23 protein-coding genes are annotated in these 21,108 nt (G+C 66.7%); 12 read left to right on the top strand and 11 right to left on the bottom strand.

Annotated features, from left to right (window positions below):
- Positions 1-53: 53 nt before the first annotated feature.
- The 10 genes from sufT to xseA form a co-directional block, all read right to left on the bottom strand.
- The gene (gene sufT / locus K320_RS0116165) at positions 54-614 is read right to left on the bottom strand and encodes a putative Fe-S cluster assembly protein SufT (protein WP_024539862.1); all 561 of its coding nucleotides are present in this window, start codon (positions 612-614) and stop codon (positions 54-56) included.
- A gap of 4 nt (positions 615-618) precedes the next feature.
- The gene (gene sufU, locus K320_RS0116160) at positions 619-1,086 is read right to left on the bottom strand and encodes a Fe-S cluster assembly sulfur transfer protein SufU (RefSeq protein WP_024539861.1); all 468 of its coding nucleotides are present in this window, start codon (positions 1,084-1,086) and stop codon (positions 619-621) included.
- Positions 1,083-2,342, bottom strand: a complete 1,260-nt coding sequence (locus K320_RS0116155) for an aminotransferase class V-fold PLP-dependent enzyme (RefSeq protein WP_034343734.1) — start codon at positions 2,340-2,342, stop codon at positions 1,083-1,085. The genes sufU and K320_RS0116155 overlap by 4 nt, the downstream gene beginning before the upstream one ends.
- Positions 2,335-3,528: a SufD family Fe-S cluster assembly protein gene (locus K320_RS0116150; protein WP_024539859.1), complete on the bottom strand. Its 1,194-nt coding sequence runs from the start codon at positions 3,526-3,528 to the stop codon at positions 2,335-2,337. The genes K320_RS0116155 and K320_RS0116150 overlap by 8 nt, the downstream gene beginning before the upstream one ends.
- On the bottom strand, positions 3,525-4,301 hold the full coding sequence (sufC, locus tag K320_RS0116145) for a Fe-S cluster assembly ATPase SufC (RefSeq protein ID WP_024539858.1): 777 nt from the start codon (positions 4,299-4,301) through the stop codon (positions 3,525-3,527). Before sufC ends, K320_RS0116150 begins: the two co-directional genes overlap by 4 nt.
- 49 nt (positions 4,302-4,350) lie before the next feature.
- Positions 4,351-5,844: a Fe-S cluster assembly protein SufB gene (gene sufB, locus K320_RS0116140; RefSeq protein ID WP_024539857.1), complete on the bottom strand. Its 1,494-nt coding sequence runs from the start codon at positions 5,842-5,844 to the stop codon at positions 4,351-4,353.
- A 177-nt stretch (positions 5,845-6,021) separates the two neighbouring features.
- Positions 6,022-8,256: an NADP-dependent isocitrate dehydrogenase gene (locus K320_RS0116135; protein ID WP_024539856.1), complete on the bottom strand. Its 2,235-nt coding sequence runs from the start codon at positions 8,254-8,256 to the stop codon at positions 6,022-6,024.
- A 196-nt stretch (positions 8,257-8,452) separates the two neighbouring features.
- Positions 8,453-9,034, bottom strand: coding sequence for a superoxide dismutase (locus K320_RS0116130; RefSeq protein WP_024539855.1), 582 nt, complete (start codon positions 9,032-9,034; stop codon positions 8,453-8,455).
- Between the two features lie 131 nt (positions 9,035-9,165).
- Positions 9,166-10,401 (bottom strand): benzoate/H(+) symporter BenE family transporter, encoded by a 1,236-nt coding sequence (locus tag K320_RS0116125; protein ID WP_029696252.1) that lies wholly within the window; start codon positions 10,399-10,401, stop codon positions 9,166-9,168.
- Between the two features lie 10 nt (positions 10,402-10,411).
- On the bottom strand, positions 10,412-11,740 hold the full coding sequence (gene xseA / locus K320_RS0116120; RefSeq protein WP_024539853.1) for an exodeoxyribonuclease VII large subunit: 1,329 nt from the start codon (positions 11,738-11,740) through the stop codon (positions 10,412-10,414).
- Between the two features lie 337 nt (positions 11,741-12,077).
- On the opposite strand from xseA, the gene K320_RS0116115 reads away from it, so the two are divergent.
- The 11 genes from K320_RS0116115 (at position 12,078) to K320_RS0116065 (ending at position 19,244) form a co-directional block, all read left to right on the top strand.
- Positions 12,078-12,728: a MotA/TolQ/ExbB proton channel family protein gene (locus K320_RS0116115; RefSeq protein ID WP_024539852.1), complete on the top strand. Its 651-nt coding sequence runs from the start codon at positions 12,078-12,080 to the stop codon at positions 12,726-12,728.
- An 18-nt stretch (positions 12,729-12,746) separates the two neighbouring features.
- A complete protein-coding gene (locus K320_RS0116110) occupies positions 12,747-13,187 on the top strand; it encodes an ExbD/TolR family protein (RefSeq protein ID WP_024539851.1) in 441 nt (146 codons plus the stop codon).
- Between the two features lies 1 nt (position 13,188).
- A complete protein-coding gene (gene lpxK, locus K320_RS0116105) occupies positions 13,189-14,190 on the top strand; it encodes a tetraacyldisaccharide 4'-kinase (protein ID WP_024539850.1) in 1,002 nt (333 codons plus the stop codon).
- Positions 14,171-14,356, top strand: a complete 186-nt coding sequence (locus K320_RS0116100; RefSeq protein WP_024539849.1) for a Trm112 family protein — start codon at positions 14,171-14,173, stop codon at positions 14,354-14,356. The genes lpxK and K320_RS0116100 overlap by 20 nt, the downstream gene beginning before the upstream one ends.
- Positions 14,353-15,138: a 3-deoxy-manno-octulosonate cytidylyltransferase gene (gene kdsB, locus K320_RS0116095; RefSeq protein WP_024539848.1), complete on the top strand. Its 786-nt coding sequence runs from the start codon at positions 14,353-14,355 to the stop codon at positions 15,136-15,138. The genes K320_RS0116100 and kdsB overlap by 4 nt, the downstream gene beginning before the upstream one ends.
- Before the next feature lie 75 nt (positions 15,139-15,213).
- Positions 15,214-15,870, top strand: coding sequence for an adenylate kinase (adk, locus tag K320_RS0116090; protein WP_024539847.1), 657 nt, complete (start codon positions 15,214-15,216; stop codon positions 15,868-15,870).
- A 409-nt stretch (positions 15,871-16,279) separates the two neighbouring features.
- On the top strand, positions 16,280-16,984 hold the full coding sequence (locus tag K320_RS0116085; RefSeq protein ID WP_024539846.1) for a 2OG-Fe(II) oxygenase: 705 nt from the start codon (positions 16,280-16,282) through the stop codon (positions 16,982-16,984).
- 2 nt (positions 16,985-16,986) lie between these two features.
- Positions 16,987-17,178 carry a hypothetical protein gene (locus K320_RS0116080; RefSeq protein WP_024539845.1) on the top strand — a complete coding sequence of 64 codons (192 nt, stop codon included), beginning with the start codon at positions 16,987-16,989 and terminating at the stop codon, positions 17,176-17,178.
- Positions 17,175-18,239, top strand: coding sequence for a bifunctional DNA-binding transcriptional regulator/O6-methylguanine-DNA methyltransferase Ada (ada, locus tag K320_RS0116075; protein ID WP_024539844.1), 1,065 nt, complete (start codon positions 17,175-17,177; stop codon positions 18,237-18,239). Before K320_RS0116080 ends, ada begins: the two co-directional genes overlap by 4 nt.
- A gap of 14 nt (positions 18,240-18,253) precedes the next feature.
- A complete protein-coding gene (locus K320_RS0116070; protein ID WP_024539843.1) occupies positions 18,254-18,958 on the top strand; it encodes a 2OG-Fe(II) oxygenase in 705 nt (234 codons plus the stop codon).
- 19 nt (positions 18,959-18,977) lie between these two features.
- Positions 18,978-19,244 (top strand): Ada metal-binding domain-containing protein, encoded by a 267-nt coding sequence (locus K320_RS0116065; protein WP_029696251.1) that lies wholly within the window; start codon positions 18,978-18,980, stop codon positions 19,242-19,244.
- Here the strand turns inward: K320_RS0116065 and K320_RS0116060 are convergent.
- Positions 19,236-20,222, bottom strand: a complete 987-nt coding sequence (locus tag K320_RS0116060; protein WP_024539842.1) for an asparaginase — start codon at positions 20,220-20,222, stop codon at positions 19,236-19,238. The two genes, K320_RS0116065 and K320_RS0116060, sit on opposite strands and share 9 nt — an antisense overlap.
- Positions 20,223-20,320: 98 nt before the next feature.
- Here K320_RS0116060 and lexA point away from each other — a divergent pair, with 98 nt between their 5' ends.
- On the top strand, positions 20,321-20,995 hold the full coding sequence (lexA, locus tag K320_RS0116055) for a transcriptional repressor LexA (protein WP_024539841.1): 675 nt from the start codon (positions 20,321-20,323) through the stop codon (positions 20,993-20,995).
- The last annotated feature ends 113 nt before the right edge of the window (positions 20,996-21,108 follow it).

Raw genomic sequence — 21,108 nt, 5'->3', positions numbered from 1 at the left:
TTCGGGCTTCCGCGCTTGCCACGCAAGCGCTGGCAGCTCTCTTTTTGAAAGCGCTACAGCCCCAGCGCCAGGTGCGCTTCCTCGGTCATCATCGAGCGATCCCAGGGCGGGTCGAACACGATGTTCACCGTCACCTCCTCGACCCGTGGCAGGTTCAGGATCTTGTCGTTGACCTCGTTGGCGATCACCTCGCCCATGCCGCAGCCGGGCGCAGTGAGCGTCATGTCGACGATCACGCGCAGCTTGCCGGCCTCCTGCTCGTAGGGCTCGACCTCGCATTTGTAGACCAGCCCCAGATCGACGATGTTGACCGGGATTTCCGGGTCGTAGCAGGTGTGCAGCTGCTCCCAGATCAGGCGCTTGACTTCCTCGTCGCTGGTCTCGTCGCCGTCGTGGACCACGTTCATGGCTTCGGGCTTGTCCTTGCCGATGGCGTCGGCGTCGGCGCCGCCCAGGCGCACCAGGCGGCCTTCGACCAGCAGCGTGAACGAGGTGCCCAGCGCCTGCGTGATCTCGGCCCAGGTGCCCTCCTGCAACTCGAACGGTGTGCCATAGGGCACCAGTTCGCCGACCACGTCGCGCCTGACCAGTACCGATTCGCGTGAACGCGCCATGTTTTTACTCTCCAGAATTCGCTGTTTCGGTGGTGGCCGCGCCCGCCTGCCCGGCAATCGCATGCATCAGCGCATGCCAGCCCAGCAGCGCGCATTTGATGCGGCTGGGGTAGCGGCGCACGGCGGCGAGCGCCACGAGCTTGCCGATCTCGACATCGTCAGGATCGATCTCGCCGGTGAGCACGCCGCGAAAATGCTGCTGCAGCTCCTTGGCCAGCTGCACGTCGCGGCCCTTGATGGCTTCGGTCATCATCGAGCTGGACGCCATGCAGATCGCACAGGCCTGGCCGTTGAAGGCGATGGCCTTGATGTGATCGCCTTCGAGCTCCAGCTCCACCGCGATCTTGTCGCCGCACGAAGGGTTGGTGCCCTGCGCCTGGTGCGTGGGGTGCGCCAGGTGGCCGAAATTGCGTGGCGCACGCTTGTGCTCCATCACGATCTGCTGGTAGAGGTCGTCTTCGGCGCTGCTCATCGCAAGGCTTTCACGGCGTGGGCCACGGCCGCGATCAGCCGGTCCACTTCTTCGGGGGTGTTGTAGATGGCGAACGAGGCACGCGTGGTGGGCCCCTGCACCAGCTGATCGAGCAGCGGCTGCGCGCAGTGGTGGCCGGTGCGCACGGCGATGCCGCGTTCATCGAGCAGCGTGCCGATGTCGTGCGGGTGGGCGTCCTGCGCGACGAAGGAGACCAGCGCCGACGCTTTGGCGTGCGGCGCCAGCACGCGCACGCCGGCTATGTTTTGCAGGCCGGCGAGGGCCTGCGCGCGCAAGGCGTGGACATGTGCGTCGATCGCGGCGCGGCCCATGCGTTCGATGAACTGCGCCGCCGCCGCCAGGCCGACGGCGCCGCCGACATTGGGCGTGCCGCCTTCCAGGCGCGCGGGCAGTTCGGCAAAACCTGCGTCCTCATAGCGGGTCCAGTCCACCATGTCGCCACCCAGGCGCAGTGGATACAATTTTTCTAGCGCCGAGCGCTTGCCCACCATGGCGCCGGTGCCCATGGGGCCATACATTTTGTGGCCCGAAAACACCATGAAATCGCAGGCCAGATCGGAGAGATGGGGCAGCGCATGGCTCACGGCCTGGGCGGCGTCGAGCACCGTCAGCGCACCCGCCTCACTGGCCAGCTGGAGCAGCGCCTCATACGGTGGGCGCTCGCCGGTGGCGTTGGCACAGGCCGTGATGGAAAACACCCGCGTGCGCGGCGAGAGCAGCTTTTTGAGGTCCGCCTCATGCACCCGGCCTTGTTCGTCGGCGCGCAGGATCAGCAGCTTGGCGCCCGTCAGGCGCGCCGCGTGCTGCCACGGGATGATGTTGGCATGGTGCTCCAGGCCGCTCACGATGATTTCATCGCCTTCGCGCAGCCAGGCGTGACCTGGGCCACCGGCCCAGAGGCCGTTGGCGATGGTGTTGAGCGCCTCGGTGGTGCCGGAGGTGAACACCAGCTCATGCGCCTTGCCCGCGCCGACGAAGCGCTTGAGCACCGCCCGCGCGCCATCAAAGGCATCGGTGGCGCGCTGGCTCAGCGTGTGCACGCCGCGGTGGATGTTGGCGCGGTCATGCGTCTCGAAGCGGCGCAGGGCATCCATCACCTCCAGCGGCATCTGCGTCGTCGCGCCGTTGTCCAGGTAGGCCAGCGCGTGGCCATGCACCTGCTGGTGCAGCACCGGGAACAGCGCGCGCACGGCCGCGACATCCAGCCTTTGCGCCAGGGTGTCCGCATTACCCATGGATGGGCTCCCTGTTCCACTGCGCGGCGATGGCCTCGGCCAGCCACGGGCCGTCCAGCCACTGCGCGAGCGGCGCCTCGGCATCGTCCAGCGTATCGCCCAGGCAGCGCGCCAGCACCGCGCGCGCCATGCCTTCGACGATCAGCGCGCGGGCGCTGGCATCGTCCAGACCGCGCTGGCGGGCATAGAACAGCGCATCCTCGGGCAGCGCACCCCAGGTGGCGCCGTGCACCGCCTGCACCGCGTCGTGCAGGATTTCCAGGTGCGGGCGCAGCTGCATGTGCGGCTGGCCTTGCAGCGCAATGCCGGTGAGGCGCTGGAACACGTCGGCCTCGTCCGCGCCGGGCGCGATGCGCGCATACGCGTTGGAGACCGATTTGGCCTTGCCGCTGGCCAGCGTCAGCGTTTCGACCTGGTGGCGCGTGCGCGGTGCGGCCAGCCTGCCCACCATTTGGTAGTCCAGTGCCTGATCGGCATTGAGCACCAGCGCGGCATGGCGCGATTCGGCGTCCCGCTCGGTCAGCTGCACCGTATTGCGCTGCAGGTGGTAGCCGCAGCCGGTGGCGGCGAGCGCCTGCGCGTAGTGGGTCTTGCCCTGCAACGCCACCTGCACGTGGTGGGCCACACGGTCCTTCGCGCCGGGCGTGACGATGCGCAAATGCTGCATGTGCGCCCCTGCCGCAAGATGGATATGGGCGACCAGGTTCTGCGCCACGCCGTCCGGCTCCCGCGGCCAGGCATGTTCCTCGATCAGCACCAGCCGTGCGCCTTCCTGCAGCTCGACGATGAGCGCCGGGGCCTGCACCGTGCCCGCGGCCAAGTGCTTGAGCCGCAGCACCGCCGTCCCCGCGGATGCGGAAACCTGCAGATGCAAGGCGCCCGTGCACAGGGCGCGGTGGGCCCAGGCGAAAGGCGCGGCGCGATCGTCTTCGGGCGCAGGCAAATGGGCCAGCAGCACGGCGCGCTCGCTGGCATCGAGCGCATTCAGCGTGCGCACGCTCACGCCACTGCCGGCGCTTTGCTCCACGGTCCAGCCGCTGGCCATCTCCTGCGGCAACTCGGCGTGCATCCAGCGTTCGAACACGGGCGGCGGCAGGGCACGGAAATGCTCGCTGCGCCGGCCCGGCCAGCCCAGTTGCTGCGCCTGCGCGCGCGCGGCCTGGCGCTGTGCAAGAACATCGCTCATGCCGGTGCTCCCACAGCCGCCGCATGCTGCTTGAAGCCGGTACGCGCGATGCTGCGGGCCAGCTCCATGTCGCCTTCCTCGACGATCTTGCCGCCATCCAGGCGCAGCACGGCGTCCGGGTGCAGCGATTCGATCATCTGCAGGTAGTGGGAGATGATGATGAAGGCCGTGCCTTCGCTGCGCAGGCGCTCCACCAGCTTGACCACCGCCCGCACGCCGTCCACGTCCATGCCGGAATCGATTTCGTCGAGCATCGCCAGCCTGGGCTGCATCAGCGACAGCTGCAGCAGCTCATTGCGCTTGCGCTCGCCGCCCGAAAAACCCTCGTTCACCGGGCGGCCCAGCATGCTGGCGGGCAGCCCCAGTTCCTTGGCCGCCGCCTTGGCGCTGGCGAGGAAGTCAAACGCATCCTGCGGCTCCTCGCCGCGCGCCTGGCGCACGGCGTTCAGCGCGGTGCGCACGAAGAGGTTGTTCTTCACGCCCGGCACATCGGGCGGCGCCTGGAACGAGACAAACAGCCCGGCGCGCGCGCGTTCGTGCGCCTCCAGTTCCAGCAGGTTCTTGCCATCAAGCAGCGCCTGGCCCGACACCACGTGGTAATTGGGATGCCCCGCCAGCGCCATGCCCAGCGTGCTCTTGCCGCTGCCGTTGGCGCCCATCAGCACCACCAGGCTGCCCGGCTGCACATCCAGGGTGACCGATTGCAGCACGGTGCGCTCGCCGATATCGACCCGCAGATCACGCACCTGCAGCAAGGCGGAGGAAGCACTCATGGTTGGACTCTCTTCTTGAAAATTTCTGAAAACACCGCCCGGCGATGGATCAACCCACCGAGCCTTCGAGCGAGACCGCGAGCAGCGCCTTGGCCTCCAGCGCGAACTCCATCGGGAGCTCTTCGAGCACCGCCTGGCAGAAGCCGCCGACGATGAGCGCGGTGGCCTCCTCGGGTTCGATGCCGCGCTGCTGGCAGTAGAACAGGCGCTCCTCGGAGATGCGCGTGGTTGTCGCCTCGTGCTCCACCACGGCATCGGCGCGCGCGGTGTCGATGTAGGGGAAGGTATGCGCGCCGCAGTGCGTGCCGATCAGCAGTGAATCGCACTGCGTGTGGTTGTGCGCGCCCGAAGCGCCCGGGTTGATGCGCACCAGGCCGCGGTAGCTGTTCTGCGCGTGCCCGGCGCTGATGCCCTTGGAGACGATGCGGCTCTTGGTGTTCTTGCCCAGGTGCACCATCTTGGTGCCGGTATCGGCCTGCTGGTAGTGGTTGGAGACGGCGATGGAATAGAACTCGCCGCTCGACTCATCGCCGCGCAGGATCACGCTCGGGTACTTCCAGGTGACGGCCGAGCCGGTCTCGATCTGCGTCCAGGCGATGCGCGAGCGCTTGCCGGCCGCCAGGCCCCGCTTGGTCACCAGGTTGTAGATGCCGCCGACGCCGTTCTCGTCGCCGGGATACCAGTTCTGCACCGTGGAGTATTTGATGAAGGCATCGTCGTGCGCGATCAGTTCGACCACCGCGGCGTGCAACTGGTTCTCGTCGCGCTGCGGCGCGGTGCAGCCTTCGAGGTAGCTCACGTCGCTGCCCTCTTCGGCAATGATCAGCGTGCGCTCGAACTGGCCGGAGTTGGCCGCGTTGATGCGGAAGTACGAGGACAACTCCATCGGGCAGTGCACGCCCTTGGGGATGTAGACGAAGGAGCCGTCGGAGAACACCGCCGAGTTGAGCGCGGCGTAGTAGTTGTCGCTCACCGGCACCACGGTGCCGAGGTATTTCTCGATCAGCTCCGGGTGGTGTTCCACGGCATGGGAGAACGAGCAGAAGATCACGCCGACGTCGGCCAGCTGCTTGCGAAACGTGGTGCCGACCGAGACCGAATCGAACACCGCGTCCACCGCCACGCCCGCGAGCGCCGCGCGCTCGTGCAGCGGCACGCCCAGTTTTTCATAGGTTTCGAGCAGCTTGGGATCGACCTCATCGATGCTCTTGGGCTGGTCCTTGGCGGTCTTGGGCGCGTTGTAGTAGCTGATCGCCTGGTAATCGATGGGCGCGAGGTGCAGGTAGGGCCAGGTGGGTGCTTCCATCTTGAGCCAGCGCTCGAAGGCGGCCAGGCGCCAGTTGAGCAGAAACTCGGGCTCCTTCTTCTTGCGTGAAATCGCCCGTATGGTGTCTTCGTTCAGGCCAGGCGGCAGCGAATCGGTTTCGATGTCGGTGACGAAACCATGCTGGTAGCTGCGCTGCAGCGCCTGCGTCAGTGCGGCATCCTGGGGCTTGTCTTCTATGGCCGAGGCGGCGCTCACGGTGTCCACGGGTTCGGTCATGGGTCTCGCTGTGGAAATGCGTTAAAGGTGCATATCATATGCACCTTTAGCGACTGGGTAGCTGGCAGGGTCTTGCCCGCAAGGGCGGCAATGACGGCAGCGCCGCCCAAGGGCGGCGTTTCAATGCGGCCGGCAAGCTCCGGCGCCCGACCGAGCCGGAGCTGGAAACCTCGAACTTTACTTCAGAGCCGCCAAGGCTGCATTGAAGGTCCCGCTCGGGCGCATCACCGTTTCCAGCTTGGCCACATCGGGCAGGTAGTAGCCGCCGATGTCCACATGCTTGCCCTGCACCGTGTTGAGCTCGCCGACGATCTTCGCTTCGTTGTCCGTCAGCGCCTTTGCCAGCGGCGCAAATTTGGCCGCGAGCTCGGCATCGTCCTTTTGAGCCGCCAGTTCCTGCGCCCAGTACAGCGCCAGATAGAAATGGCTGCCGCGGTTGTCCAGTTCGCCGGTGCGCCGGCTCGGGCTCTTGTTGTTGTCCAGCAGCTTGCCGGTGGCCGCATCCAGTGCCTTGGCCAGCACCACCGCACGCGCGTTGTGGTGCTTGAGGCCCAGCTCTTCCAGGCTCACCGCCAGGGCCAGGAATTCGCCCAGCGAATCCCAGCGCAGGTGGTTTTCTTCCACCAGCTGCTCCACATGCTTGGGCGCCGAGCCGCCGGCCCCGGTCTCGTACATGCCGCCGCCCGCGAGCATGGGCACGATGGACAGCATCTTGGCGCTGGTGCCCAGCTCCATGATGGGAAACAGGTCGGTCAGGTAGTCGCGCAGGATGTTGCCGGTGGCGCTGATGGTGTCCAGCCCGCGCACGATGCGCTCCAGCGTGTAGCGCATCGCACGCACCTGGCTCATCAGGTGGATTTCCAGCCCCTTGGTGTCGTGCTCGTTGAGGTACATCTTGACCTTGGTGATGAGCTGATTCTCGTGCGGACGGTAGGGGTCGAGCCAGAACACCACCGGCATGCCGGAATTGCGCGCGCGCGTGACGGCCAGCTTCACCCAGTCGCGGATGGCGGCATCCGTGGTGCGGCACATGCGCCAGATGTCGCCCTGTTCGACCTTCTGGCTGAGCAGCACCTCGCCCGTGGCGTTGTCGGTGATCCGCACCGTGCCGTCCTCGGCGATCTCGAAGGTCTTGTCGTTGGAGCCGTATTCCTCCGCGCCCTGCGCCATCAGGCCGACGTTGGGCACGGTGCCCATGGTCACCGGGTCGAACGCGCCGTGCCACTTGCAGAAGTTGATCATCTCCTGGTAGATGCGGGCAAAGGTCGATTCGGGCATCACGGCCTTGACTTCCTTCAGCCGCCCGTCGGCGCCGTACATCTTGCCGCCGTTGCGGATCATCGAGGGCATGGAGGCATCGACGATCACGTCGTTGGGCGAGTGGAAATTGGTGATGCCCTTGTCCGAATCGACCATGGCCAGCTCGGGCCCGTTGGCATGGCAGGCATGCAGATCGGCGCGGATTTCCTCCTGCACGCTCTTGGGCAGCGTGGCGATCTTGTTGTAGAGATCGACCATGCCGTTGTTCACGTTCACGCCCAGCTGCTCCAGCACCTTGGCGTGCTTGGCAAACGCGTCCTTGTAGAACACGCGCACGCAGTGGCCGAACACGATGGGGTGCGAGACCTTGAGCATGGTCGCCTTGACGTGCAGCGAGAACAGCACGCCGGTCTTGCGCGCATCGTCGATCTGCTCCTGGTAGAAATCGAGCAAGGCCTTCTTGCTGAAGAACATCGAATCGACCACGTCGCGGTCCAGCAGGCTGACCTTGGGCTTGAGCACGATGGTCTTGCCACCCTGGGTAACCAGCTCCATGCGCACCTCGCGCGCCTGGTCCAGCGTGATGGAGAGTTCATCGTTGTAGAAATCGCCCCGCTTCATGTGCGAGACATGGGTGCGCGAGGCAGCCGACCATTCGCCCATCTTGTGCGGGTGCTTGCGCGCGTATTCCTTGACGGCCTTGGGCGCGCGGCGGTCGGAATTGCCCTGGCGGATGACCGGGTTCACGGCGCTGCCGGTGCAGCGCTCGTAGCGCGTGCGGATGTCCTTTTCCTGATCGTTCCTGGGCGCATCCGGGAAATCGGGGATTTTGTAGCCCTTGCCCTGCAGTTCCTTGATCGCCGCCTTGAGCTGCGCCACGGTGGCGCTGATGTTGGGCAGCTTGATGATGTTGGCGTCGGGCTGCAGCGTCTTTCTGCCCAGCTCGGCCAGGGTGTCGGGCACCTTCTGCGCGTCGCTCAGCAGCTCGGGAAATTGCGCCAGGATGCGCGCTGACAGCGAGATGTCGCTGCTCTGCATGTGGATGCCGGCCGACGCGGCGAACGCCTGCACGATCGGCAGCAGGGATGCGGTGGCAAGGCGCGGGGCCTCGTCGGTCAGCGTGTAGATGATGGATGTCTCTGGTGTGCTCATCGCGCAAGCCTCCGGAAATGGCGGAAAACAATGGGAATCCGGCCCGGATCACGGGCGCTGGACCAAGTTTTCATGATATCTGAGACGGATTTCATTTGGCAAAAATCCGCCTTGCTCCATCACGCGCCCAGCAAAAAGGGCCTTTGACGCCAAGCCAAAGACCCTTGCAGCCGATGCCGAACCCGTCGGCCAACCATCAGCCGAAATTCTTCTCGGCGAACTGCCAGTTGACGAGGTGGTCCATCACCGTCTCGACGAACTTCGGCCGTGCATTGCGGTAATCGATGTAGTAGGCGTGTTCCCATACGTCCACCGTCATCAGCGGCTTGTCGGCGCCGGTCAGCGGGGTGGCGGCGTTGCTGGTGTTGACGATGTCCACGCTGCCATCGGCCTTCTTCACCAGCCAGGTCCAGCCCGAGCCAAAGTTGCCTCCGGCGCTCTTGACGAAGGCCTCGCGGAAGGCGGCGTAGCTGCCCCACTTGGCGTCGATCGCCTTGGCCAGCGCGCCGCCGGGGTGGCCGCCGCCGTTGGGCTTCATGCTGTGCCAGAAGAAGGTGTGGTTCCAGACCTGGGCGGCGTTGTTGAAGAGGCCGCCGCTCGCCTTCTTGACGATGTCCTCGAGCGACATGCTCTCGAACTCGGTGCCCTTCTGCAGGTTGTTCAGATTGGTGACGTAGCCGTTGTGGTGCTTGCCGTAGTGAAACTCCAGCGTTTCCTTGCTGATGTGGGGCGCCAGCGCGTCCATAGCATAGGGCAAAGCGGGCAATTCGTGTTGCATGGTGTGTTCCTTTCCTTGTCTGTCAATAAAACCGGTGGCCGCGCAACCGCGCGGTCAACTCGGGCATTGTAGGAAGGTATGAGGCCGCCTGCCCGACCGCGCCGGCGCAGCCCCATCGCCCACTGCGAAATTCAGCCGCCCGGCCGACGCAGCGCGGCGAAATCGGGGCGTTCCAGCAGCAGCGACACCAGCACGCCCGCGACCAGCCCCCAGAAGGCGGCGCCGATGTTCAGGATCGTCAAATCCGTCACCGTCACCAGAAACGCCACCAGCGCCCCGAGCGAAAAGCGCCCGGCGAACGAGGCGACAAACGCGGTCTGCAGCACCCGCAGCATGGCCAGCCCCGCCAGCGTGGCGATGAAGGCCGGGGGCGTGGCCAGCATCAGGCGCGTGAACAGCGGCGAGAGCAGGCCAAACGCCATCGCCAGCAGGCCGACGACCAGCGCGCCGGTGTAGTGGCGCCGCTGCTCGCCCGAGGAAACGATGATGGCGTTGGTCGGCCCCGTGAGGCAGGTCGATACCGTGCCGACAAAGGCGCTGACCATGGAGCCCAGGCCGCAGGCCAGCGTGACCGCGTTCACCGGCGCTTCGTGCCCCGCCACCTTCAGCACCGCCACGCCCTGCCCGTTCTGCACCACCAGCACGGTGATGGCCAGCGGCAGCACCAGTTCGACCATGGCCTGCAGCGACCAGGCCGGTGCGTAGAGATGGGGACGTGCCAGGACCATGCTGGCGTTCAGCTCCGGCGCAAACCGTGCCGAGAACATCACGGCGACCGCGCCCACCAGCAGCGCGCCCAGCATGGGCGGCAGCCGCCGGCCCAGGCGCGGCCAGGCACTCAGCAGCAGGAAGGTGATGACCATGGGCGCGGCGATCGGCACGTCCTGGTGCAGCGCGCGCACCAGATCGGTGCCAAAGCGCAGGAACACCCCCGCCACCATGCCCATGACGATGGGCATGGGCACGGCCGCCATCGCGCGCCGCACCCAGCCGCTCACGCCCAGCAGCAGCATCAGCACGCCGGTGGCGAAAAAGGCGCCGATCACCTCGGGGAAGCTCAGATGCCCCAGCGCCGGCCCGACCAGCACCGTGCCCGGAATGGTCCAGAAGAACGCCAGCGGCTGGCGGTAGCGCCAGGACATCAGCAGCGTGATGAGGCCGTTGAGAAAGAAGGCGCCGAAGATCCACGAGGCCAGGTCCGCTTCCGACAAGCCGCCGCGCAGGCCCACCGAAAGGATGACCGCCACCGGCCCGGTGGCCGCGAAGATGAAGCCGATCAGGCCGTTGACGGCATAGGTCACGCCGGCATCGCGGCGCAGCGCGGCCCAGCGGGGGGCGGCTTGGGCGGGCGCTTCCATCGAGAGCATGGACAAACTCCTACAGCAGGCGTGGCTGCGCCACGGTCAGATCGAGTTCGCCCTCGGCCAGGCGGGCGTGCACCGGCGCGCCGGTGCGCACCTGCGCCGGGCGGGTCAGCACCTGCCCCCGCGCATCGGTGAGCAACGCGTAGCCGCGCGCAAGCACCTGCTGCGGATCGAGCAGCTGCAGGCGCAGCGCCGCGCGGTCCAGGCGCTGCGCTTCACGCGCCAGACGGCCCTCGAAAACATGAGAAAAATCAGCTTGCAGCGCTTGCTGAGACTGCGCCATAAGCTGCAATTTTGAGAGTACCGCATGGCGCATCCGCTGGGCCTGGCCGGCCAGGCGCAGTTGCGCCCCCGCCACCAGCCCCGAGGGACGCCCCAGGCGCTGCGCGGCGCCATCGAGCCGCTGCTGGCCGGTATCGATGCGGCGCTGCGCGGCCTGCTGCAGCCGGTCCTGCACCAACGCCAGCGCCCCCAGCCAGTCGGCGCGCGGCTGCGCCACCAGCTCGGCGGCGGCCGTGGGCGTGGGCGCGCGCAGGTCGGCGCAGAAATCGGCGATGGTGAAATCGGTCTCGTGCCCCACGCCGCTCACCAGAGGCACCGGGCTTTGGACCATGGTGCGCGCCAGCTGTTCGTCGTTGAAGGCCCAGAGGTCTTCCATCGAGCCGCCGCCGCGCACCAGCAGGATGACGTCGATGGGCGGATGGTTCAGAGGCTTTTTGCCTTCCAGCGCTTGCCCATCCTGCGTCAGCAGATACAACTGTGATAGCGCCTCGCACAGCGTTGCCGGTGCTGCCGCGCCCTGCACCTGCGCGGGCGCCAGCACCACCGGGATATGCGGCACGCGCCGCGCCAGCGTGGTGGCCACGTCGTGCAGCGCGGCGGCGCCCAGCGAGGTGACCAGACCGATGGCGCGCGGCATCAGCGGCAGCGGGCGCTTGCGCGCGGCATCGAACAGGCCTTCGGCCTCCAGTTTGGCCTTGAGCCGCAGGAACTGCTCGAACAGCTGCCCCTGCCCGGCCTGGCGCATGTCCTCGACGATGAGCTGCAGATCGCCACGTGCCTCGTACACGCCCAGGCTGGCGCGCAGCTCCACCTGGTCGCCGTCGCGCGGGTGGAACGCGAGCTGGCTGGCGGCGCGGCGAAACATGGCGCAGCGCAGCTGCCCCTGCGAGTCTTTCAACGTGAAGTAGCAATGCCCGCTGGCCGCGCGCGAGAAGCCCGCCAGTTCGCCGCGCACCGCCACCGGGTTGAAGCGCGCCTGCAGACTGTCCGCCACGGCGCGGCACAGCGCGCCAACCTCCCAGATCAGCGGCGCGGCTGCGTCGTTTTGGGTCTCAAACACAGACGGGACAAGGGCTTGCGCCCGATGTCTGCGAAGCAGTCATCCACAGCAAGGCCATGGCGGCCGGCAGGGGCTTGAATGCGCAAGCGATAGCACGAAAATCACCGGCACACATATAACATATTGATTTTATTGATGTTTTTACAGCTTAATTTTTAGGCATCGCGTGCAAAGCACCAGTGGATGCGCTCCGGACCCGCTTGTACCGCCAGTTACCCACAAAGTTGTCCACAGAAAAAGTGGAAGACTGGCGCTGGCTGCCTGCAGCAGGCTGCGGCGGCCGCGCGGCAGCGGTGCGCCATAATCAAACGCTTGCATCCAAAGCGCGGAGTACGCATTGTTTTCGATCATACAAGCCTCGGGCTGGCCGATCTGGCCGCTCATCGCCTGCTCCATCGCCGCGCTCGCGCTCATCATCGAGCGCTTCATTTCGCTGCAGGCGCGCCGCGTCGCCCCGCCCAAACTGCTGGATGAAGCCATCGCCGTCACCGCGCGCGGCCTGCCGGCGGCGGATGTCGTCAATCAACTGGAGCAGAACAGCGCGCTGGGCGAGGTGCTGGCCAGCGGCATCCGCCAGCTCGCCAGCCAGCCGCGCAGCACGCCGGAAGACGTCCGCGCCGCAATGGAGGGCAGCGGCCGGGCGATGGCGCACCGGCTGGAAAAATACCTCAATGCCCTGGGCACCATCGCCTCGGCCGCGCCGCTGCTGGGGCTGCTGGGCACGGTGGTCGGCATGATCGAGATTTTCGGCGCGCAGGCGGGTGCCGGCGCCGTCGGGCAGGTGGCGGGCGGCGGCAATCCGGCGCAGCTGGCGCACGGCATCGCGATGGCGCTGTACAACACGGCGTTCGGCCTGATCATCGCCATTCCGTCGCTGTTCTTCTGGAAGTATTTCCGCAGCCGCGTCGATGCCTATCTGCTGCAGCTGGAGCTGGCCAGCGAGCGCTTTCTGCGCCATCTGACCCAGCTGGGCCAGCGCAAGTCCTGAGCCGGCGAGAGATTCCGCATGAACTTTCGCGGCAGCCCCCGGGAAGAGCCCCGCATCGACCTGATCCCGTTCATCGACGTGCTGCTGGTGATCCTGATCTTTCTCATGCTCACCACCACCTACAGCCGTTTCACCGAGCTGCAGCTGACGCTGCCCGTGGCCGATGCGCAGCAGATGCGCGAGCGCCCGCGCGAGATCATCGTCGCCGTCTCGGCCGAAGGCCAGTACGCCGTCAACAAGACCACGCTGGCCGGCAGGGGCGTGCAGGAACTGGCGGCCGCGCTGCAGGCGGCCATGCCCAGCGGCAGCGAGCCCATTCTCATCATCAGCGCCGACGCGCTGGCGCCGCACCAGGCCGTCATCACGGTGATGGAGGCCGCACGCCGCGTGGGCCTGGCGCAGATCACCTTCGCCACCCAGAGCTCCGGCGGCGCCAGGGCCAGCGCCAACCCCCAGTGACATGAGCGAGCGCCTGCGCCGCGCCTGGCAGCACCGTGGCGCACTGGCATGGCTGCTGTGGCCGCTGGCGCAGCTCCACGGCGCACTGGTGCGCCTGCGCCGCTGGCTTTACGCCCACCGCTGGCTGGCCAGCGAACGCCTGCCGGTCCCGGTGATCGTCATCGGCAACGTGGTGGCGGGCGGCAGCGGAAAGACCCCCATCGCCATCGCACTGGCGCAGCATCTGCGCGCAAATGGCTGGCACCCGGGCGTGATCTCCCGTGGCTATGGCCGGGCGATGGATGATTGCCGCGCGGTACTGCCGGGCAGCACGGCCGCAGAGGTCGGCGACGAGCCGCTGCTCATCGCCCGCCGCGTCCGGGTGCCCGTCTTTGTCGCGCCGCGCCGCGCCGACGCCGGCCGCGCGCTGCTCGCCGCCCACCCCGCCACCGACATCCTGCTGTGCGACGACGGCCTGCAGCACCTGGCGCTGGCGCGTGATCTGGAGCTCTGCGTGTTCAGCGATTCGGGCGCGGGCAACGGCTGGCTGCTGCCCGCCGGCCCGCTGCGCGAGCCCTGGCCGCGCGCCGTGGATGCCGTGCTCTACCGCGGCACGCCACCGGCTGGCGCTTCGCCTGCTTTTGCCGTCCAGCGGTCTCTGGCCGATCACGCCATCGCCGCCAGCGGGGAAAGCGTGGCACTGAGCAGCCTCGCCGGCCAGCCGCTGCACGCGCTCGCAGGCATTGCCGAACCAGAGGCCTTCTTTGCCATGCTGCGCGCACGAGGCTTGACGCTTGCGCACGCGCAAGCCCTGCCGGATCACCATGATTTTGATAGCTGGCAGCGCCCATCTGGTAAGCGTTATCCACTGATTTGCACCGAAAAAGACGCCGTCAAGTTCTGGCCACGCCATCCCGACGCGCTGGCCGTGCCACTGCAAACCTCCCTGGCACCGGCCTTCCTTGACTGGCTGGACGCCCATCTGGCCTCACTATCATCACGCCATGGACCCCAAACTGCTTGAACTGCTGGTCTGCCCCGCCACCAAGGGGCCGCTCACCTACGACCGAGAGCGCCAGGAACTCATTTCGCGCAGCGCGCGCCTGGCCTATCCGGTGCGCGACGGCATTCCCATCCTGCTCGAAAACGAGGCACGCACGCTCACCGACGACGAGCTTGAAACGAAGTGAGCACGCCGCCCTTCACCGTCCTGATTCCGGCGCGCATGGCCTCCACGCGCCTGCCGGACAAACCCCTGGCCGACATCGCCGGCCTACCCATGGTGGTGCGCGTGGCGCAGCAGGCCGCCAAAAGTGGTGCCGCGCAGGTGGTGGTTGCCGCCGACGATGCGCGCATCGTGCAGGCCTGCGCCGCACACGGCGTGAAGGCGCTGCTCACCCGAACCGACCATGCCAGCGGCAGCGACCGCCTTGCCGAAGCCTGCACCTTGCTCTCGCTGGCGCCCGAAGCCATCGTGGTGAACGTGCAGGGTGACGAGCCGCTGATAGCCCCGCAGCTGATCAGCGCCGTGGCCCAGCTGCTGGCGGCCCAGCCGGACGCCGCCATGGGCACCGCGGCACACCCCATCGCCAGCGCACAGGAATTCGCCAACCCCAACGTGGTGAAAGTGGTCTGCGACGCGCGCGGCATGGCGCATTACTTCAGCCGCGCCCCGATCCCCCATGCGCGCGACGCCGCGGCCGGCAGCGCCTGGTGGCAAAGCGCAGCAGCAGGCATTGCGCCATTGCGGCACATCGGCATCTACAGCTACCGCGCGGGCTTTCTGCGCGATTTCACCGCCCTGGCGCCTGCGCCCACCGAGCAAATCGAATCCCTGGAGCAATTGCGCGCGCTCTGGCACGGATTTCGCATAGCCGTGCACACCACGCCGGATGCACCGGGCGCCGGGGTGGACACCCCCGCCGACCTTGCACGCGTGCGCGAATGGTTCACTGAGCAGCGCCATCTGTAAGCAAAGGTGCATGCTATTCTTGACCGCCTGCGCGCACAGCGGCGCCGCCGATTTTCATAGTACGAGAGGATATCCATGAGACTGATACTGTTGGGCGCTCCCGGCGCCGGCAAGGGCACGCAGGCGGCCTTCATCTGCAAGCAGTTCGGCATTCCGCAGATTTCCACCGGCGACATGCTGCGCGCCGCCGTCAAGGCGGGCACGCCGCTGGGCGTGAAGGCCAAGGCCGTCATGGATTCCGGTGCGCTGGTGAGCGACGACATCATCATCGGACTGGTCAAGGAACGCATCGCCGAGCCCGACTGCGCCAAGGGTTTTCTGTTCGACGGCTTTCCCCGCACCATTCCGCAGGCGGATGCGATGAAGGCGGCGGGCGTCAAGCTCGACTACGTGCTGGAGATCGACGTGCCCTTCGACGCCATCATCGAGCGCATGAGCGGCCGGCGCAGCCACCCGGCCTCGGGGCGCACCTACCATGTCACGTTCAACCCGCCCAAGGTGGAGGGCAAGGACGACGTGACCGGCGAGCCGCTGGTGCAGCGCGACGACGACAAGGAAGACACCGTGAAGAAGCGCCTGCAGGTCTACAGCGATCAGACGCGCCCGCTGGTCGATTACTACGCCGGCTGGGCCAAGGCCGACCCGGCGGCCGCGCCCAAATACCGCGCCATCAATGGCCTGGGCAACGTGGACGCAATCACCGCGCGGGCCCTGGCGGCGCTGTCCAGCTGACACGGCACCACCCTCGCCCACCACCCGAATTGCCCCGCCCTGCGGGGCTTTTGCATTTCGGCACGACTCATACGACTTTGCATTCAAGCGTAGAACAAGGCGAGAAGCCGCAGATCAGTGCTGTCGCACGGCAAGGCGAACCAACGCAGTGATACGTTTGAAGGCGAAGTCGTATCAAGCACCGAGCTTCGCTGGCGAGCAGACCCCGCCTGGTGAATCGCGGAAAAATTCAACCGCAAGGAGCGGAGTTTCAACAAGGGGGTGAACTTCTAAACTGACCGCACTCTTCAAACTGCAGTGCTTGGTTGCCATGATGACCCGTTCCATTTCCATGCTCAGGTACCACTTCCGTGCCCCGGATAGCCCGGTGAAAGGCAGCATGAAAGCCGCGGCGAGCCACAGCCCTGCCATGGCACCCGGGGCCTCCGACTGGGTGAACGTAGTGCGTTCGCTCGATGCGCATGGAAACGCCGTGCTGCCTGGCCTTCTAACGGCGGAGCAATGCAAGCTGCTGGCTGCGCTCTACCCGCAGGAGGAGGGCTATCGCACGCGGATCATCATGGCTCGCCACGGGTTCGGGCGCGGCGAATACAAGTATTTTTCGTACCCCTTGCCGCCGCTGCTTGAACGGCTGCGCCACACGCTGCATCCCCGGCTTGCGCCGATTGCCAACCGCTGGAATGTGCAGTTGGGAAGCGATGTGCACTACCCGGATGATCTGGCCGCCTTCCTGCAGCGGTGTCACCAGGCCGGCCAGACCCGGCCGACGCCGCTGATCCTTCAGTACGGCGCGGGCGACTACAACTGCCTTCATCAGGATCTCTACGGCGACCACGTCTTTCCGCTGCAGGTAGCCATCCTGCTGTCCGAGCCCGGCAGGGATTTCACCGGCGGCGAATTCGTCATGACGGAGCGGTCCAACACAAGGCAGCGCGCGGAGGTCGTTGCGCTGCGCCAGGGCGATGCGGTGGTGTTCGCCGTCCATCGACGGCCTGCCACACCCCCACCTGCAGGGCGACGCGGCCCTCGCAAGGTGACCATGCGCCATGGCGTCAGCCGCATCGGCAGCGGCCAGCGCCACACCGTGGGACTCATTTTTCACGACGCGAGGTGAGCATGAAATCGCTTGAATTTTTCGATGTTCCGACGCAGAAGCCGCAACAGCGACCGGGGCTTGCTGCCATGGTGCCGCGAGGGCCTGCGCAACCCTGCCTGTTTGGCGAATTCGGCGCGGCGCGGCTGCAGCGCGGCCTGCGTCAACACTACAGCGACGCTGGATGGATGATGATGACGGGACTTCTGCCATGAATACACCTCTTGTTTACGAAACCGAAGACGACCGCTGGGCAGCCGTTCAGGCGCGTGACGCCGCGGCCGACGGTCAATTCGTCTACGCGGTGCGCACCACCGGCGTGTACGGCCAGCCGAGTTCGAATGCGCGGCTTCCGAAGCGCGAGAACGTGGCGTTCTTCGATTCCGCCGAGGCGGCCGAAGCGGCGGGCTACCGCTGCAGCCGCCGCGCCCGTGGCGACCAGACCAGCGCCATGGCAGAACGCGCCGCGGTGGTGGCACGCGCCTGCCGCCTGATCGAGGCCGCGCAGACACATCTCTCGCTCAATGTTCTGGCGGCCGAGGTGGGCCTGAGCCCGTTCCACCTGCATCGCCTCTTCAAGACCGAAACCGGCCTCACGCCCAAGGCGTACAGCTCGGCCTATCGCGCCGGGAAGCTGCGCGGGGAACTGAGCAGCGCGGATACGTCCATCACCCACGCGATCTACGACAGCGGGTTCAACTCCAACAGCCGGTTCTACGAAGCCTCCGCGCAGTTGCTGGGCATGCACGCGCGCGACTACCGGGCAGGCGGTGCCGGCGCGGTCATCCGCTTCGCGGTGGGCCAGTGCTCGCTGGGCGCCATCCTGGTGGCCCAGAGCCAGCGCGGGATCTGCGCCATCCTGCTGGGCGATTGTCCTGACCGGCTGGTGCGCGACCTGCAAGACCAATTCCCCAAGGCCGAAATCATCGGCTGCGACGGTGAATTCGAGCAGCTGATCGCCCAGGTGGTGGGCTTCATCGAAGCCCCCGCAACGGGCTTGCACTTGCCGCTGGATGTGCAAGGCACGGCGTTCCAGGAGCGTGTCTGGCGCGCGCTGCGCGAAATCCCGCCGGGCACGACCGCGAGCTACACCGAGATCGCCGAGCGCATCGGCTCGCCCAAGGCCGTGCGCGCCGTGGCCCGGGCCTGCGCCGCGAACCACATCGCCGTGGCCATTCCCTGTCACCGCGTCGTGCGGCGCGACGGCGACCTGGCCGGCTACCGCTGGGGCGTGGATCGCAAGCGCGAGCTGCTGCGCCGCGACGCCCAGGCTTGATGCAGAGGTGCCCCATGGCGGCATTCGACACCACGCTTGATCGCCTGAACTGGGGGGACATCTGCACGCAGCTCGATGCCGATGGCTTTGCCGTGCTTTCGGGCCTCCTGGACACCGATGCGGCGCGTGGCCTGGCACAGAGAGCCTTCGCAACCGACGCCAGCCGAGTGACTTTGGAATCCAACGCCCTGGGGCGCGGCGAGTTGCTGTACTTCGGCGCGGGCCTGCCGGCGCCGCTGCAGCAGTGGCGCACCGCTCTCTATCGCCGCCTGGTCATCGTTGCCAATCGCTGGAACGAAATTCTGGGCGCAGCCCATCGCTTTCCGGCGCAGTGGGAAGCGTTCTTGCGCTGCAACCGCATGGCGGGCCAGACGCCGGCACAATCCCATCTGAGCCGGCTCGGTGTCGAAGACCATGTAGCGCTGCACCAGCGCCAGGGCGGCGAGCAGGTGTTCCCCATGCAGATCGTCGCCGTGCTGTCGGAGCCGGACGTTGATTTCCAAGGGGGCGAGTTCGTGATGACGGAGCAGCGCCCGCGCATGCAGTCGCGCCCGGCGGTGTTGCCGCTCAGGCTCGGCGATGTGGCGATCATTGCCACGGCGCAGCGCCCCTTCAGGGGTACCAAAGGCCACTACCGGGTCAACCACAGGCACGCCATCAGCCGAATCCGCAAGGGCGAGCGCATCGGACTGAAGCTTTCGTTCCACGATGCACCTTGACGTGGAAGGCGTGCTGCACATGCCGGCATCGGACAGGACATTCGTGCTGGTGGGGCCGGATGGCACACCGTACTCCAGCGCTTTGCCCGGCACCATTGGAGGCCATCGCGGCGGCAAGTTGTACGGCCGCCTGGATTGCCGTGCCGCGCTCCAGGCCATTGCGCGCGGCGGCTATGTCAGGCACCGCGTTTTCTTTGCCGACGAGGCCACGGCCATCGCCGCTGGCTACCGGCCATGCGCCGTTTGCATGCCCCGGGAGTACGCGACCTGGAAAAAATCAGCCTGACAAGCCATCGGGTCGCGCCCCAAATGAATCCGATGCCTGCATCAACTCCAGCATCAGACTGATGCGCGCCTTGACCGGGCTCAGCCCTCCGGCATCGCGCCAGGGCTGATCGGTGACCGGGCTGATGCGACCTTCGCCACACCGCGAGGCGAGGCGCACCGTCACACCGGCCGAGACGGCCCGTCGCAGCGCTGCCTGCAGCGCCTCGTGCAGCGTGCCATTGCCGGTGGCTGCCACCACGATGCCGCGCACACCGCCCGCCACCAGCCAGTCCACCAAAGCGCCATCACTGCCGGCGTGGCTGAGAATGATCTCCACCCGCGGCCATTGCGGCGCCATGAAGGCAGGCTCCAGCAACAGCGCACCGCAGCGCGGCGCCGCCGGCTGGGGCGCCGTGGCGTGCGCCCAGCGCACTTCTCCGCCCTGCACCCAGCCCAGTGGCCCGCCATCGGGCGAAGCAAACGCATCCAGACGCTGCGGATGCACCTTGGTGACCTCGCGCGCGCCGTGCACCACGCCCGCAGCGACCACCAGCACGCCATGGGCTTCAGGGTGCGCCGCCAGCGTGACCGCGTCCAGCAGGTTCTGCGGTCCATCAGGCGAGAGGGCCGTCGCCGGGCGCATGGCGCAGGTCAGCACCACGGGCTTGTCGGCGGGCAGCAGTTCGTGCAGCAGCCAGGCGGTTTCTTCCAGCGTATCCGTGCCGTGGGTGATGACGATGCCGCCCACGGTGCCGTCGGCCAGGTGTGCCAGACAGCGCTGCGCCAGCCACTGCCACACGGCATGCGTCATATCCTTGCTGTCGATCCGCGCCACCTCTTGCACCAGCAATCCGCCGCCAGCGGCATTCTGGAGCGCGGGAATACTGCCGACGAGCTGCTCTGCCGTGAGCTGCGCCGCGGTGTAACTGCCACTGCCCGCCGGGCCGGTACCGGCTATCGTGCCGCCGGTACCCAGAATCACGATTTTTCTGCTCATGGGTTGCGTCTTTTTGAAAACTGGTTGAAAATACAGTTACTGGATCAAAAAACAGTTATGTATTTCGCCATAGCCCTGCCAATCCACCGGAGCCCCGCATGCCTGACCAGTCCAAACTCACCAGTCGCCAGCAGCAGATTCTCGAGCTCATCGAACGTGCCGTCGCGCAAACCGGCGCCCCCCCCACGCGCGCTGAAATCGCACAAGAATTGGGCTTCAAATCCGCCAATGCCGCCGAGGAACACCTCAAGGCCCTGGCACGCAAGGGTGCCATCGAGCTGGTCAGCGGCACCTCGCGCGGCATCCGTTTGCGCACCAGCGCCCTGCGCGAGATCAACACCCGGCGCGGTCTGCAGTTCAACCTGCCCATCCCCAGCCTGGCGCAGCTCACGCTGCCGCTCATAGGCCGCGTCGCCGCCGGCTCACCGATTCTCGCGCAGGAACATGTCGATCAAAGCTACACCATAGAAAGCACCCTGTTCGCCCACAAGCCGGATTACCTGCTCAAGGTGCGCGGCATGTCCATGCGCGATGCCGGCATCATGGATGGCGACCTGCTCGCCGTCAAAGCCACGCACGATGCCCGCAGTGGCCAGATCATCGTCGCCCGCCTGGGCGACGAAGTCACCGTCAAGCGCCTGCGCCGCAGCGGCGGCCAGATCGAGCTTCTGCCCGAAAACCCCGATTACCCGGTCATTCAGGTACACCCCGGCGAACCGTTTGAAATCGAAGGCCTGGCCGTGGGCCTGATCCGCAACACCATGCTGATGTAGGCATGGCAGTCCGCGCCGCAGGTGGCGGGCGTATGGCATGGCACGGAGCGCAAAGGCGCTTAGGCATGCCAACCCTGGGGCGAGACTTCGAATGGCAATCCTGCCTGTGTCTT

This window comes from Comamonas badia DSM 17552 (assembly GCF_000484635.1).
In the GTDB taxonomy this organism is placed as follows: Bacteria; Pseudomonadota; Gammaproteobacteria; order Burkholderiales; family Burkholderiaceae_C; genus Comamonas_C; species Comamonas_C badia.
This window is presented reverse-complemented; position numbering and strand designations above follow the sequence as displayed.